The sequence below is a fragment of the Brevibacillus sp. NPDC003359 genome (assembly GCF_042878995.1).
Lineage (GTDB): Bacteria > Bacillota > Bacilli > Brevibacillales > Brevibacillaceae > Brevibacillus.
Genome location: NZ_JBIAOR010000014.1, coordinates 111752 through 125856 on the forward strand (window position 1 = coordinate 111752; position 14105 = coordinate 125856).

16 protein-coding genes are annotated in these 14105 nt (G+C 37.5%); 8 read left to right on the plus strand and 8 right to left on the minus strand.

Annotated elements, in window-relative coordinates:
• Nucleotides 1–307: 307 nt before the first annotated feature.
• The 3 genes from ACFYU8_RS25185 to ACFYU8_RS25195 all read left to right on the plus strand — a co-directional run bounded on the left by ACFYU8_RS25185 (nt 308) and on the right by ACFYU8_RS25195 (nt 1487).
• Nucleotides 308–478: a hypothetical protein gene (locus ACFYU8_RS25185; RefSeq protein WP_173621189.1), complete on the plus strand. Its 171-nt coding sequence runs from the start codon at nt 308–310 to the stop codon at nt 476–478.
• A gap of 84 nt (nt 479–562) precedes the next feature.
• A complete protein-coding gene (locus ACFYU8_RS25190) occupies nt 563–877 on the plus strand; it encodes a hypothetical protein (RefSeq protein WP_390304966.1) in 315 nt (104 codons plus the stop codon).
• Nucleotides 878–1268: 391 nt separating this feature from the next.
• Nucleotides 1269–1487 carry a hypothetical protein gene (locus tag ACFYU8_RS25195; RefSeq protein WP_390304968.1) on the plus strand — a complete coding sequence of 73 codons (219 nt, stop codon included), beginning with the start codon at nt 1269–1271 and terminating at the stop codon, nt 1485–1487.
• Nucleotides 1488–1646: 159 nt separating this feature from the next.
• On the opposite strand, the gene ACFYU8_RS25200 is transcribed toward ACFYU8_RS25195, so the two are convergent.
• On the minus strand, nt 1647–2030 hold the full coding sequence (locus ACFYU8_RS25200) for a hypothetical protein (RefSeq protein WP_390304970.1): 384 nt from the start codon (nt 2028–2030) through the stop codon (nt 1647–1649).
• Nucleotides 2031–2255: 225 nt separating this feature from the next.
• On the opposite strand from ACFYU8_RS25200, the gene ACFYU8_RS25205 reads away from it, so the two are divergent.
• A complete protein-coding gene (locus tag ACFYU8_RS25205) occupies nt 2256–2525 on the plus strand; it encodes a hypothetical protein (protein WP_390304972.1) in 270 nt (89 codons plus the stop codon).
• A 271-nt stretch (nt 2526–2796) separates the two neighbouring features.
• Here ACFYU8_RS25205 and ACFYU8_RS25210 read toward each other — a convergent pair whose 3' ends face one another.
• From ACFYU8_RS25210 to ACFYU8_RS25225, 4 genes are all read right to left on the minus strand, one after another.
• A complete protein-coding gene (locus ACFYU8_RS25210) occupies nt 2797–3084 on the minus strand; it encodes a hypothetical protein (protein WP_390304974.1) in 288 nt (95 codons plus the stop codon).
• The gene (locus ACFYU8_RS25215; RefSeq protein WP_390304976.1) at nt 3084–3383 is read right to left on the minus strand and encodes a DUF2089 family protein; all 300 of its coding nucleotides are present in this window, start codon (nt 3381–3383) and stop codon (nt 3084–3086) included. The genes ACFYU8_RS25210 and ACFYU8_RS25215 overlap by 1 nt, the downstream gene beginning before the upstream one ends.
• 504 nt (nt 3384–3887) lie before the next feature.
• A complete protein-coding gene (locus ACFYU8_RS25220; protein ID WP_390304978.1) occupies nt 3888–4775 on the minus strand; it encodes a tetratricopeptide repeat protein in 888 nt (295 codons plus the stop codon).
• 125 nt (nt 4776–4900) lie between these two features.
• Nucleotides 4901–5368: a hypothetical protein gene (locus tag ACFYU8_RS25225; RefSeq protein WP_017249846.1), complete on the minus strand. Its 468-nt coding sequence runs from the start codon at nt 5366–5368 to the stop codon at nt 4901–4903.
• A gap of 372 nt (nt 5369–5740) precedes the next feature.
• Here ACFYU8_RS25225 and ACFYU8_RS25230 point away from each other — a divergent pair, with 372 nt between their 5' ends.
• On the plus strand, nt 5741–6070 hold the full coding sequence (locus ACFYU8_RS25230) for a hypothetical protein (protein WP_390304980.1): 330 nt from the start codon (nt 5741–5743) through the stop codon (nt 6068–6070).
• Nucleotides 6071–6908: 838 nt separating this feature from the next.
• Here the strand turns inward: ACFYU8_RS25230 and ACFYU8_RS25235 are convergent.
• Nucleotides 6909–8201, minus strand: a complete 1293-nt coding sequence (locus ACFYU8_RS25235; protein ID WP_390304982.1) for a helix-turn-helix domain-containing protein — start codon at nt 8199–8201, stop codon at nt 6909–6911.
• A 227-nt stretch (nt 8202–8428) separates the two neighbouring features.
• Between ACFYU8_RS25235 and ACFYU8_RS25240 the strand changes: the two genes are divergently transcribed.
• The 3 genes from ACFYU8_RS25240 (at nt 8429) to ACFYU8_RS25250 (ending at nt 10694) form a co-directional block, all read left to right on the plus strand.
• A complete protein-coding gene (locus ACFYU8_RS25240) occupies nt 8429–8626 on the plus strand; it encodes an aspartyl-phosphate phosphatase Spo0E family protein (protein WP_390304984.1) in 198 nt (65 codons plus the stop codon).
• Between the two features lie 377 nt (nt 8627–9003).
• Nucleotides 9004–10119, plus strand: coding sequence for an HNH endonuclease (locus tag ACFYU8_RS25245; RefSeq protein ID WP_390304986.1), 1116 nt, complete (start codon nt 9004–9006; stop codon nt 10117–10119).
• 65 nt (nt 10120–10184) lie between these two features.
• Complete coding sequence (locus ACFYU8_RS25250) at nt 10185–10694, plus strand: SMI1/KNR4 family protein (RefSeq protein ID WP_390304988.1); 510 nt, start codon at nt 10185–10187, stop codon at nt 10692–10694.
• A 548-nt stretch (nt 10695–11242) separates the two neighbouring features.
• Here the strand turns inward: ACFYU8_RS25250 and ACFYU8_RS25255 are convergent.
• A protein-coding gene (locus ACFYU8_RS25255) for an IS3 family transposase (protein ID WP_390304990.1) occupies nt 11243–12603 on the minus strand; the annotation gives its coding sequence in 2 pieces (ribosomal slippage) (nt 11243–12147 and nt 12147–12603; 1362 coding nt in all).
• A gap of 136 nt (nt 12604–12739) precedes the next feature.
• The gene (locus tag ACFYU8_RS25260) at nt 12740–13999 is read right to left on the minus strand and encodes an SEFIR domain-containing protein (RefSeq protein WP_390304992.1); all 1260 of its coding nucleotides are present in this window, start codon (nt 13997–13999) and stop codon (nt 12740–12742) included.
• Between the last annotated feature and the right edge of the window lie 106 nt (nt 14000–14105).

Here is a 14105-nt window from a genome sequence, read left to right on the forward strand (position 1 = left end):
CGATTTTTTCCGTTTCGTGAGCAGGCCCGAGAATTTCTATTTTGATATATCGCTATAATTACCTCGTGGGATGTGTCGCAGCAATTTCTCACGAAATGGCTAAAAAGGGGCCCATTTTTATGGCCCCTGTCAGTGCTTAAAAACGAAGAAAATGAGTTGAAATCCAGGAAAAATCGAGAAGTTTATTGTTCAAAATCCTTACGGATTTTTGGCTAAGCACTACACTACATTTTGTTAAATCTGATTGACCAATTGATTTGTTGACGGTAATGTATTTGGTAATTATTTGTAAAAGGTGTGTGTTAAAGTGGAAAATGGATATGCAATTGGATGGGGGACTTTAGCTCTTATTAATGCCGGTTTGGCTCAGAGCAAAAATCTAAGTGGACTTGTTTGGTTTTTCATCTCACTTTTACTTGGCCCAATCGCAACATTTATGATAGTTGTTTTGGTGAAATTCCCTAAAACCCGTGATTAATCTTAGTACACAATTTGTTAACTATCAGCACTCTTATCTGTATAATGTTGTTAAAATCATCCCACTAATTTTTGAGGTGTTTAGATGCAGCTGAATCAATTAGAAAAGAGATTAGAAGACTTGTGTCTCGAAATATTGTGCGATTTAAGACCATGTTCCATTGTTGACAGACAAAAATTTGATACCTTATACAATCTTCTTGAAGAAATCAGTGTACTTCTAGGTACAAAAACAGAAATAAGTAGAAGAATTGTACGTGATGTGTTTTGGATCATTAGCCAGATTCAAACTCAAATTCAATACGCCACTGGTGAGGATCTCAAAAAACTAAATGAAGAACTTGATACACTCATTTACAATCTCCATACTGGCGGTTTATTCAAATCAATTGATACATAATGAGCAATTTGTTAAATCACGATCTTGAATATTCGGAAAATTACTATTTTTATAGTTTCCTACATATGTTAAGATGTATTTGATGGTAAAATTTCCCTTTAATTGGAGGTGATTAACTATGTGGAAGAAACTCCTTAAAAGAATCAGCTCAAAAGGTAACCCTTTCCCTTGCGAAAAACAACCTGGCTGTATACGTTTGCCCGATTTGCCTTATTGCATCTGCACTTAGATGTAGCTAATCTCATGAAAGTTCCAAAAAGGCTGTCCCAAAGCTATGAAAGTGGCAAGGGATGGTCTTTTTTATCGCTTATCTTTATCTAAATTGAGATTGTGTGCCCATCTTTTTTATTCCAGTCTCCTCGTGGCATAATATACACAAGGAGTTGGTCACGTGGAAAAATCATTTTACTACTCAGTGCCTTGGTCTGATGTAAGTTATTTGAAAGAGACTCTACAAGCTATTGAGATACCTTTTGTGATTGAACAACCATCTGACAAATTAACTCTTGATGAAGGAACCGTTGCATTCGTGTTTCCTGACATCCATGTCAGGGTGTATCGCCATGTTCATGAACTGTTTGGTAGTCACGGCCGAGTTTATCCTGGATGACGTTTACGGTGGTAGCTTTCCTTTGATTGTGTAATCCACGGCTCTCTTCCGCTTGATGTGAATTTAATAATCTGAAACGTGGTAAATCAATAATAAAGACCATGAGATCGACACAATTTGGATGTGTCAACCTCATGGTCCTTTTTGACGAGATACGGATTAGTCCCAGTTTCGAATATACCCTTTTGCCTTATTAGTGTTATAGTTTTTCACTTCGAGTTTGTACGTGCATCCGCTTTGCATGTATACGTTATTGCTATCTTGTTTGTAGCTAGAGTCAGTACCAAGTTGAATCTGTGTATCCACATAGTCAATGTCTCCTGAACATTTCTTCCATACAAACGCCCCTGCCAGTCCAGTACCTTCCGAAATCAATGTAACTCGACCATATTGATTTTGCCCACTTACCGCGCTCGTCCACTTGGTATCATTACTGTATTCAACTATAACCTCTGCTTGCTGATTTGCAGCAAATACCGTATTAGATGTAAACGATGATACTAATAAGGTAGCAAGGCTAATAGACATGAGCTTCTTTTTCATTGTAAGACCTCCTAATATTTGGATGTTCATGAATTGAATTATACCAAATTTAGGGATATTATCAATTATTTGCATTAAAGCAGTATTCACAGTGTGCGAAGTAATAGAACGTGAGCTGAACATAGCCATTGCCTGACCAGTACCCGACTTCTGTTGATGATTCCTAGAGCATCCAACCAGTCTACAACTTGATTTTCATCCCACAACAGAAGGTCATAGACAATCGTGGCGCTGCTGATCGGCGCCGCCTATTTCTTTGGACTTATGGCCATGCGCTCCAATCCGCTGATAAAGAAGCTGCCAATAAATTTAACAGCATTATTCGGATGCGGGATAAAAAAGCGTAAGGAGTCGGCTAAAATGCCGACTCCTTATTTCGTCAACAATCCACTTTCCACCAGATCAAAAACCCTTATATATCAAGCACGCAACACTCTCAACATGTGTGGAGTGCTCAGAGATAACAAAATTTATGATGCGCCCCCTACCTACTAATATAGCCCTGACAATATGTCGGGGCTATATACTTGCTTTCATCAATATGATGTAGCTTGGTGCGAAACATTAATTCTAGGATACGAGGTCTTACGCATCAAGCACATATTTAGTTTCTTTCCACTCCATCACTAGATCAAGTATTAAAGTTCAGAATTGATGATTATCATTTATTTCATTGAACTAACGGGCAGGATAATTGATTTTACATAACAAGAATGATCATCTAATTCTAGGAGATGACCATTCTTTGATTTCTTCTGAATATAAACTATTTTAAATCGTGAGTTTTTATCTTATCCAATTCTTTTTTTCTCTTCTTGCTAAGGGACTTTCTTCCTGCACTCCATTCTGCAATAAGGAAAAGCAACCCTAATAGTAGGTACAGGATTAAACCTAAAGTATTTTCGATACGATTAGTAACAAACATCCATATTAAAAATACAATATAGGCTACTGGTATAACTGATCCCCAATAAACGTTGTTCCTGGTTGAAAAGAAGAATTGAACAGCTAAAATACCAGCAATTATAAAAGCATTATAAAAACCAAAGTCCATTACTTCTCATTCCTTTCTTGTTTATATTTTTCAATAATTAATTTTGCATCTTCTACACTTATGCGATCATCAATCGATAGGTTTTTGATGAATTTGATGAAGTCCTCATTATCTATAGCGTCATTGATTTTTATTTTCTCAATCAATCTATCGAGCTTAATCCTTACTGTTGGATATGACACTTTATATACTTTTGCGATTTCTTTCAAAGAACCTGATTTGAGAACTAAATTTTTTATGAATTCTAGATCCTCATTTTCCAAGGATAATATCCAGTTAGGCACTTTTTTTATATCCATGGCATATTTCCCCTCCTTTCTCATTAATACAGTAACACATAACTTTAATTAAATAAAACAAAAAATAAATTTTATTTAACATAAATCTTAATTATTTATTAATTTATATAAGAATATAAGTTATATTTACTTCATTTTTTTGCTCTTGAAGAGTTTAGAAACGCGTAATAATGATTTTTTTAAGGGATATGAGGGTGTATAAAGTAGATACAATAAACAGTTCCTTCTTCATTATTGGAATTATGATTAATCTAACTAGGACTCACACAAGATCAAAATAAAAAGCACCTTGATTATTCTCATCAAGGCACAATAGGAATCCATTTCTCTATAAAAGGAATATGTCACCTAATCAATGTCCGGGGTCAGCCACATTCTGCTTTACTTCAAATATATGATGCGTATTAAAGTAGGTCACATCCGTAGGTAACAAATTGACACACACAGTCAATGACAACGATAATACCATCAAAGCCATTACCTTTTTCATTTGGAGCACCCTCCTTATTTTCCAAAATTACCCACAGTTGTATTATACACTCCTTTAAGCTTTTGGACATACTGTAAATCCATCGGCAGTGAATTTTCATCAAAATAAGTTAGCATTTCGTTCAAACATTTATGCATCTCTTCAAATGCACGAATGACACCATACGCTTTTAAGCTGTTAACGTAGCTTTCCATTCCCTCATCCAAACGCCCTAATTTAGTTTGGAATTTGCCTTTCAGTTGGTAGTAAGCACCAATCGAGCGGTGTTTATACAGTGTCTGAGGAGTAGCAGGTAAGATTGCTTTCTCGTTCATCAGCACTTCTTCGATAGCATCCATATTACCTAATTCTAAATGAATTTCGAGTAACTCGATTACCACATGTATCTTGTTCTCTTTGTGAAGTTCATCCACATACTTTCTTAACATCGGAATAGCGACTTCGTAATCCTTTTTCCTTACTTTAGTAGTTGCCCGGTTAATCTTGGCAAGATAGGCTCTAGCCTTTAACTCAGTGTTACTTGTTTCAAGTGCAAGACCTTTCTGGCATAGTTCAATACACTGTGAATATTTTTGGGTGTTATGAGCATGGAGTGCCATTCTGAAATAGTAGATGATCTTTTCCTCAATCGTAATGAAGTCTGTATAATATAAAACCTCTTCACCCATTCGGAATGTTTCCTCTAGCCTTTTCAGATCATTTCGTTCAATCAGATATTTTTTCAATAATGCTTTTGCAATGTACTTCAGCTCTCCACATTGTCGTGCATAATTTGCTATTACCTTGAAGAGAACTAAACAAATTTCGTCATTTGTTTTAGCTTGTAGGAGCAGGGTACGGGCTACTGTCAGATGAACAAGTCCAATCGCTCCAAAAGGCTTTTGAGTTAATCTTAACTGCATTATAAAAGGCGAAGCCCTCCTTCGGAATAACCCGAGAAGGGCTTTTTTACGTTATCAGTCAATTTTAGAGTCGCCTGTTCCTTCGCTTTATGTAGTACAACGTTCATACTGAATCAAATTCGAGATTATTTTTCCTGCTCATAATCCCATTTTCCATTCTTTTCATTATATTTTAGTTTGAAGATCAGAGCCTCACCGTCTTCTCTGTTAAACGAAAAAGAACCTTCTTTTAACTCTTCATCCAGAAGAATAACCGGAATGGTATCCCCTACTTTTGCGTGCTTCTGCATGATCTCGTCCTGAACTTCAATGAAGGCATCCTTCACGTCTACAGAACGTTCATTTTCTATTTTATCCATTAGCGGCGCTCTTTTAGTGAATTCGTTATAAATCCACTCTTTTCCATTTTCATCAGTCAAAGTTTTCATGGCTACCAAATCATCGGACTTTGCTTCGATCCCCAATGAATTAAGGGTTTTCATTTGATTTCCTTTTTCGTACTGCTCAACATCTTCACTCGCGTATAGACTGCTACCTGCGAAAATTGCACCAGCTAAAACAAGACCCGAAATTGCTATACTGCGTTTTTTCATAACCTCAAATACCTCCTATATGCTTTTAATTAAAATACTCTTCCTCAGACGTTTCCGTCACCTTATCATCTATCTTGTTGTAGCATAATGGGACGATGTGATTTTGGCTTTCATTAATGCTGTAACATTAGCCGTGTAATCGACTGATGCATAATCTGTACCATTATCGTAGTCTGTTTTCTTGAGATTTCCATTCACGTAGAAATAAGAGTAGTTAGGCGACTCCGGAATTCCCAATAAATAACACCTATAAACGATAATCAAAAAGTTGACCATTTTTGGGGCAAACGCTCATCTTCAAGTTGATGACTACTTTCTCTCATAACATGTAGTCTCATAGGAAAGCACTAATGATTTCAACAGGTTACGATAATGACCAACTGGAAGAATATTAAGATTAATGGAGTAAGAGGTATTGACAAATGCGTGGCAGAATTCCGTATTAAGGAAACTGGATCCGGACGAACTCCATCTGGTAGGTTCAAAGTGAAAATATTTGAGGAACAAGATAGAGATTTCTATGGTATTACAAATATTGGGGTAAAGAGACTTGATGATGAACCGGCTGTACTTGGTTTGGGAACAGGTAAAAGTATCGAAGAAGCATTAAAAAATACTGTTGACGCTTTCGTGCAAGAAATGAATTTTAAAGGACAGCTAACAGATGATGATTTTGAATGGGCTGAACTTGACGATTTTTAATCTTATTTAATTTGTAAAACGCTAGTTCTAAGAACTAGGCGTTTTCAAGAGATACTCATCAATGCTGTTAACGAGACTCGAAGAACTCATCGATTTCTGCTTTTCTCTTAAAATAGACTTCTTTAGCATGTGCTTCACGTTAAATCTTCGTAGTGGTTTTCATCAAGAACCATCTCTTCTATTTGTACGGTTACTTCATCATTATTCTCTTCAATTTGCGACGTTACTTTAACATTAGTGACTTTGCTACTCTCTACAACCTCATTAGCTGACAAATTTTGTATTTCGACACTCAAATCAGGTCAAGTCTCACAACTGTCTCCACATGTGTGGTGTGAGCAAAATAGACAAGCTTCCGATGTGGCAGTATTCGCTAAGTAATATCCTAGATTAGCTCTCGACAGATGCATCCTTTTCGTCTCAGTAGGTATTGTGGATATTTGTGCAGAGAAGATGAATAAAAGCACCTTGGCAATAGTTGTCAAAGTGCTTTTGTTACACAAGAACAAAACATCTGATTTTACCACCCTGGGTCAGTGCCATAGGAAACTACTTGAGAATGGTTTGGAATGTTTTGTACCTCATTTGCTTGAATAGTTAGAGGCACAGCAACTAAGAACACCGTCATAAATATATGCAAGAGAAGCCTGTTCATCACTTTCCCCTTTGGATTTCGTTTATTAATGTCCGGGATTATCTGAATATAACTTTATAGTTTTTATTGGAGAAACGTTAGTTCCTTGTTCAATTTCATTCCTAACATTAGGAGTAGTTACTGTCAAGACAGAAAACGATATTATAACAGAACACGTTACAATATTCATTACTAACTTTTTCATCATTCATCCCTCGCTTCGCTTTCCTTATATACTTCATTATATACCTCTTTCAGATTTCCTATAAGTTCCAATTTTATCATTTTCTCATGTGTGTAATGATGAGAATGTATCTCATTGTAACATTGCAAAATACTTTTATAATCATTTATCTTAGCGTAATGTAATATACTATTTAGATAAGCCTCCATTCCTTCATCAAAACACCCCCTCTTAACCAAAAATTTGCCTTTGTATTTGTAGTACCTTCCTAGTTCGGAATATTGATATGGATCGGTGTACTGAAGTAATATTTTACTCTCTTCTGACCCCAGAAGACTGCTAATTGAATCAAGATCATTGACTTTAAATAAAGCTTCCAAAAGCATATTTACTCGATGTAAACGATTACTATCAGTTACTTCTTCTACACACTGATACAACATAGGAATAGCAACGCTATATTTCCCTGTCCGAGATAGAATAATGGCGCGGTAAAACTTCAACCGTTTAATAATCTGCGTGTACTTCAATTCTTCATAAATATTCAGGTGTTCTTCCAAGTTACTATGTTTTCCTAAGAATAGGTATGAGTTGCATATAGCTAAAGCAACCTGTTCTTTTAACGTATTACTTGTCTTATCTTCGAGATGACCTGTTTTCCCCAGTTCAATACATTTGTTATAGTCCTCAATGTTATGAGCATGAAGCGCCATCCTATAATAAAATGTAATCTTTTCATCATGGGATAGGAAGTCAACATAGTGTAAAATTTCCTCCCCATTGCAAAAGGTTTCCTTTAGTTTTTTGAGATCATTACGTTCAATTAGATATTTCTGAAATAAAGCTTTTGCAATGTATTTCGGCTCTCCGCACTGTCGTGCATAATTTGCGATGACCTTATAGAGAGCTAAGCGTATTTCGTTATTTATTACTATTACAGCAGTCGAATCAGAGAAGTTATACAGTCGCTCCAATGCCTTCTCAATCTTTTCATTAGGAGATTGAAGAAATTTCAATGAAACTCTTTCGACTAGTGAAGTATGATCACATTGAATGACTTCTTGAAGAATTTCAAATAACATTTCACTCCTAGTCTCATCCTCAAGGTATCCTTCAATAATTTCTTCATACGGGTATGGAAATAAAGCGGCTATGGACTTCACTGTTTTAAATTCAGGGCGTTTTGTCTCTCCACTCTCAATCTTCTGTAGTACTCCTCTACTTACACCAGTTCTATCTTCTAACTCAGCAAAAGACAAGCCTTCATTTCTTCGGCTCTCAGACAACATATCCCCAATTGTTTTCTTTTGCACTATATTCCCCCCACAACAAAAAACTTCCATTTTTTTACAGCGCAATCGAGTAGGATTATAGCAAGTTGATGTTTGTGAATCAACAAAAACACACAGACATATTTCGACTGCGATTTGCGGAAATTATCGAATGATGTCAAATGTATCAAGGTAATTTTTTCCATAGTTTTTGTGATATACGTGCTAGAGTGAGAATAAGGGGGTGAGACTATGGGGGACAGATAACGATGGTTGAATGGCCAGAAGTAAGCAACGAAGACCTTACACAAATCATCAAGAATCTACAATATCAGCTTAAAGAAGTCTTCAAACAACAGGGCAAACTGACAGATTCCGATGTATTGAAGATAAGTCAAGAACTAGACGAGTACATCTTAGAGTCCCAACGAAGAAATCTTACTAATCAGAAAGGAGGTACATTATAAAAGTGAATGGACTTGTTTTAAGAAGGCGAATCAATAAGAAAGGACGTTCCCCCTTTGCTTCCCGGCAACAGGAACGCCCTTAATAGGAGCCTCTTGAAACTCCTATATTTAACTCTATCACGAGATGTTTAGATTAGGAAGAAAGAGATTCTTACGAAATAGACCTAAAAAACATAGCGGCGCATTTGCTCGAAGAACTCGGATAATTAATTTTAGAGAATAAGTTTTTGCATGATGAAGCGTGGAATTAAGCCAGCAATTGGATCAGTACATTCTGGTTATTCAATCGAAATGAAGAAAAAAAGATTGAATTAATTTCTCCAGAATTAGATCAGTAGCGCAAAAATGTAGAAACATGAAAAGGAGTGTGCAAGACTATGAAGAAATTCAAAAGAGTATTAGTGCCTTTTGTCGTTTTCTCATTGTTAGTTGCTCCTGTGTCAGTCTCGACGACGCCAGCATCTGCTGAAAGTACAGAAAAAGTCGTTGAAAGTACAAAGGAAATAGCCGAGACAGAAGAAGTCGTTGATTTCGAAAACCTTCCCATACAACTGGCAGAGGGGGTAACACTAGAGGAATTGGCAGAGGCCATCAATGAACCACGCATCCTTGAAAGCAAAAATGTAACTATTATAGAGAGCAACTCAGAGGATGAAATCATCGGGGAGCCTCAAATGGTGTTCAGCCCCAATGCAGCACCAGTTGCAAAAGAAGACGATTCTAAATTTGACTTCGGTGCCTTCACTTACGAGAGTGCCGACAAAGCTGCCAAAGTTGCTGAATCTGACATTGATGAGGCTGGAGCTATTGAGCCAAGGAGTTCGGGTCCTCGCATTGATGGAGTGTTCTTTGATCACAAGATGACGTCCGACTGGGCTGGTGGTGACGTATACTCGACGGTTAAAGTTAGCGCCGTGATAGGCAGAGTAGCCTCTGTGGACGCTACTCACACTATCATCCGTTCGGCAAAAGAGGACGGGAAATATAACGTAGAAAGAAATGGAAATTTGTATTTTAATCCCCCTTACGCGAACCTATCTACGCATAGGGTACGCGCTAATGCGGAGACTTACTGGTGGTCAGGAAAATTGGAAGGAACTGTTAGATATCAAGGAGGAGGCTCCTCACCTATCGCCCATTTGAAGGAGGTAGAACGTATCCTGACTAACAATCTAGGCGAAATCTATCCTGATTACGTCGATCCGCAGTCAAACATCAAGTTAATTAAACCGGACGCTGACCTATTGCTCCAGAAGAGGGAGCGAGATTCGGGGTACAGAAAGGACTTCGAGAGACGTTACACTGGTTACTTCGGCTCCCCTCAATATTTCACTTGGGATGATGTTGAAATCCATCATATGATTCCGCTAGAATATTATGGATCAAACGATTTCGACAACCTGATCCCTCTTCTCAAAAAGGATAGAAAAAACGATTACATTCTGCTACATAAGGAAGTAACTGACTGGTGGAAAAGTTACCGTAAGAATTGAAAAAAATGGACTACCTCCTGTGTGACGGTAGTCCGTATTTTCATTAGAAAGGGTGTGAATACTGCGTGAGTAATTCTTTTGACCGCATTTTAAACAAGATCAAGGGAAGAAGAGAACAATTGAACGGGGATTTGCATATTATCGGTGGAGAGTTTGAGTTTGTTTTTCAAATGTCCACTGACTCTGACGCTGAGATAAAGAATCTAAAGTCGTTTGAGCTACCAGAGGATTATGTAAGCTACTTATGTCAGTACAGCAGAGCCGTATTATTTCGAGATTTTGAATTTGGCAGCAGTCTGTTCACAATATTAGATCCTCACAATGTTATTGAATACTGGAAAGGCTACAGCATCGATCATCCGTACTATCCTATCGCATGGAGCAGTCACTCTTTAGGCTGTATATGCGTGGATCAAGACCGACTAGATAGTGGAAATGGCTACCTCACATGGATCGAATCGATGGACCCTGATAATCCAATTGACATTGACCTGACATTTACAGAATGGCTGGATAAGCTCATCGAGCATGAGGGGAAGGAATTCTGGATTTCGTTCCATGAGGAGGAAGAGTAAGAAAAAAGGGGGCTGTCTAAAAAGACCCTAAAAAAGTAAAGAAGGTGGGGAAAACCGTTTCGTTTTCCTCACCTTCCTTTTTGGTTTAAAGGAAAGTGTGTAGACGGATACCGCCACTTTCAACAGGTTATGTACTAATGCCACAATCCCCAACTCAACATGCACTTTGTCGAGCCCTCGAAGAGAAAATCTGCGGCCGTTTCGTAGTGAGTGCCGCATGGCCTTGTGAATATCAATCAAAATGTTGACCGCCGTGCTCATCGAAAAAATTACCAACATGGAAAAATATTCTATGTAATGGACTACAGAAAAGAGGCATTGTGTTTAGTAATGCACATGTTATGTTCAAAAATGTGCTGCCTTATTTAGCAAAGTGCATTAGTATCTTTCATGTTTATCAAACGCTGTTCTTGTGAAAAACCTCCAGTAGCTAAAACTATGGAAGACTTTATAGACGTTGGACAAGAACGATTTTTTTCGAATGTACTTGCGGAAGTAAATTAACCGCCTTTGTGAAGTGACCCCAAAAAGTTAGACATGTTATTTAATCAGGCGGCTTCTTGGGCATGAGTCCGGTATTTTACAGGGCTCATGCCTTTTAATTTTGCCTTAATCCGTCTGTGATTATAGTATTCAATATATTTGGCTAGCTCTGACTTAAAGTGGTCCACACTGTGGAATTCTTTTAGATAAAGAAGTTCCGATTTCATAATTCCAAAGAAATTTTCTATCACTGCATTATCGAAGCAGTTCCCTTTTCGAGACATACTTTGTGTGATACCTCGCTTGCGCAGTGCATGGTGATATTGTTTCATTTGGTAGTGCCAGCCCTGATCAGAATGGATCATAAGACTACAGTCGTCTGTCAACTGTTCAAAAGCTTGTTCTAACATGGTTGAAACTAAGGAATAGGCTGGTCTTGAACCGATTGTATAGGTAATGATCTCACCGTTAAACAAATCCAATATGGGTGAGAAATATAGCTTTTCACCAAATAATTTAAACTCTGTTATATCTGTAACCCACTTCTCGTAAGGCCTATCAGCGGTAAAGTTTCGATTCAAAATATTTGGAGCAATCAAACCGACAGTTCCTTTATAAGAGCAATATTTTTTGATGCGGACAAGACATTTTAGACCCAGTTCTTTCATGATTCGTTGGACTTTTTTGTGGTTAACTTTGTGTTCACGATTTCGAAGCTCATCACGAATACGACGGTAACCAAAACGACCTTCATGGTCGTCATAAATGGATTGGATCAATCGTTTCAGTTCTCTATCCAAATCAGGACGCCCAAAGTTTTTCACGTAGTAATAATAGGTGCTTCTAGGGAGATCTGCGAGTACAAGCAGTGCCTTCAGCGGATATTCATGCCTTAGTTCGTAAACTACTTGGACTTTGTCTTGCTTGGTGATTTTTCCTTGCTTTGAACTAAGGCATTCAACTTTTTTAAATAGGCATTCTCCATACGTAAACGTTCATTTTCTGCTTTCAATGCCTCTAGTGATCCTTCCGCAGGTACTTGATTATTCATAGAGCCATGGTTCTTTTTTGGCATAGATGGACGCCCCTTTTTCTTTGGTTTAAGGGCGTCTAACCCCTGCAATTCCACTTGCTTTTTCCATTGAATGATCAATGAATGCGATGGGATGTTAAAGTGTGCAGCAGTTTCCCTGATAGACGTCCCTTGTTCGTTCATATAATTGAGTACGTCTAGTTTAAACTGAACCGAGTAACCTGCATAGGATTTCATAAAAGCTTCGGCACCGTGGTGGTGGTAATGCTGTACCCATTTAATCACCTCAGATTTAGCTGTACCCATTGACGAGCTAATTAAGGCGAAGCTTTCTTTACCGTTTAGATAGCGGTGAACCGCTGATAATTTATCTTCTGTAGAAAATTTAGTCATAGAAAAAACTGCACCTCCAATCGTTAGTTGTGTCTAACAATTGGGGTGCAGTTCATGTGGGCGGTTATTGTGGAATTGTTTATCATATTTTACGAGCCATAATAGTTAATAGTTTATTACTTTCCTAACCCTAAGCCTAATACTTCTGAGCCTTTAATTGTTTCTGCCATTTATCCCATTCATGATTCAATGTGTTCTGTATAATACTATCCAAGCGACTAAACCACATCAAAATATCCGTTGAAGAAAAAGATTTGTCAAAGTCATTGAGAACTTCATTTATAAATGATAATGATGGGTGAGTCACCCCTAATAAGGCTAAAGACTCCAAAGCCACGCTTTGTCTAAGAGTCATAGCCCTATTGAATAGTTCTTCTTCTGGTAACCTCGACATATCTTTTTTGTCTCTCATCTCTACAAGGATGTCTCGTAGGTTACCAGTATCATAATAAAACCTATACTGTTGTGGTACTTCTGGAAGATAGATTGGTTCACCCGGCTTGAAATAATAGACGGGATAATCATATTCTTGCTCATCCGTAACCATCTTGTGTATATCAGTTGGTTCACTAACTTCCCTTAACTCTTGAAGGAAATTTAATGGAGCTCTGCACCATTGCCAATCTGCTTCAGGAATTGAAAGTTTACTATATTGTGTTTCAATGTTGTTATCCCATCTTCTCGAATAAGAATCATGATAATGTGTACCATGAATACATTCTCCATCATAGTTATAGTAATACACGACTACTGCCCAAGAATTATTGCTCTGATATGAAATATCTGTATAATGTAGGAATCCTCTGGGTAATAACCAAATGACTCTCTCTTCATCGAATTTATTTAGCAACGGTCTAGTCTTAATAGGAGTAATTGCGGTTTCACTCTCAGATTCAAAGTCAGGTTTCTTTCCTCTAACTGGTGGCTTTAATAATGGCACCTGCCAAATTAGCCTTTCCAATTGCTTATAGTTTGGTTCAAACTCCTCTTCTTTTATCATACCCAGTGCAAATCGACTGTTCATGAAGTCAGGGAGTAAATATTCATTGTGTTCATTCAATTCCAAAGCAACAGGGATGAACTTGTCTTGTTTATTGCTTCTATAGACCTCAGGAGTAATTATTCTAGTCTCAGTTCCTACTCCACCAGTTCTATCATTAGCTTTATAACAGTATGTTTTATCGCAAATGACTAATACCCTATCCGCTTCTCTAATACTTTCTTCCATGAAGTGAAATCTATCATGTCCTATCTCTCCATGCCATTGGTCAAGGATTACATCAACACCTGATTCAGCAACTAACTTTTCTGCTAGAGAAAGAACCCACTTTATATGCTTTTCCGAAGACCAACAATATGAAATAAAGACCTTTGGAATTTTCTCAGCACTCTCCATTTTTTATAACTGCCCCCCTTAAAACAATATGTTCTATATTTTACCATATCCTTACTTTTAACAGACAAAAAAAGCAGAGGAAGTCCCTCTGCTACGCCAATACATC

What these genes read in the sequence shown, in the direction of transcription:
- ACFYU8_RS25190 (WP_390304966.1), top strand. Translation starts at nt 563, where the DNA reads ATGCAGCTGAATCAATTAGAAAAGAGATTAGAAGACTTGTGTCTCGAA.
- ACFYU8_RS25200 (WP_390304970.1), bottom strand. Translation starts at nt 2,030, where the DNA reads ATGAAAAAGAAGCTCATGTCTATTAGCCTTGCTACCTTATTAGTATCA.
- ACFYU8_RS25210 (WP_390304974.1), bottom strand. Translation starts at nt 3,084, where the DNA reads ATGGACTTTGGTTTTTATAATGCTTTTATAATTGCTGGTATTTTAGCT.
- ACFYU8_RS25215 (WP_390304976.1), bottom strand. Translation starts at nt 3,383, where the DNA reads ATGGATATAAAAAAAGTGCCTAACTGGATATTATCCTTGGAAAATGAG.
- ACFYU8_RS25220 (WP_390304978.1), bottom strand. Translation starts at nt 4,775, where the DNA reads ATGCAGTTAAGATTAACTCAAAAGCCTTTTGGAGCGATTGGACTTGTT.
- ACFYU8_RS25225 (WP_017249846.1), bottom strand. Translation starts at nt 5,368, where the DNA reads ATGAAAAAACGCAGTATAGCAATTTCGGGTCTTGTTTTAGCTGGTGCA.
- ACFYU8_RS25230 (WP_390304980.1), top strand. Translation starts at nt 5,741, where the DNA reads ATGACCAACTGGAAGAATATTAAGATTAATGGAGTAAGAGGTATTGAC.
- ACFYU8_RS25240 (WP_390304984.1), top strand. Translation starts at nt 8,429, where the DNA reads ATGGTTGAATGGCCAGAAGTAAGCAACGAAGACCTTACACAAATCATC.
- ACFYU8_RS25245 (WP_390304986.1), top strand. Translation starts at nt 9,004, where the DNA reads ATGAAGAAATTCAAAAGAGTATTAGTGCCTTTTGTCGTTTTCTCATTG.
- ACFYU8_RS25260 (WP_390304992.1), bottom strand. Translation starts at nt 13,999, where the DNA reads ATGGAGAGTGCTGAGAAAATTCCAAAGGTCTTTATTTCATATTGTTGG.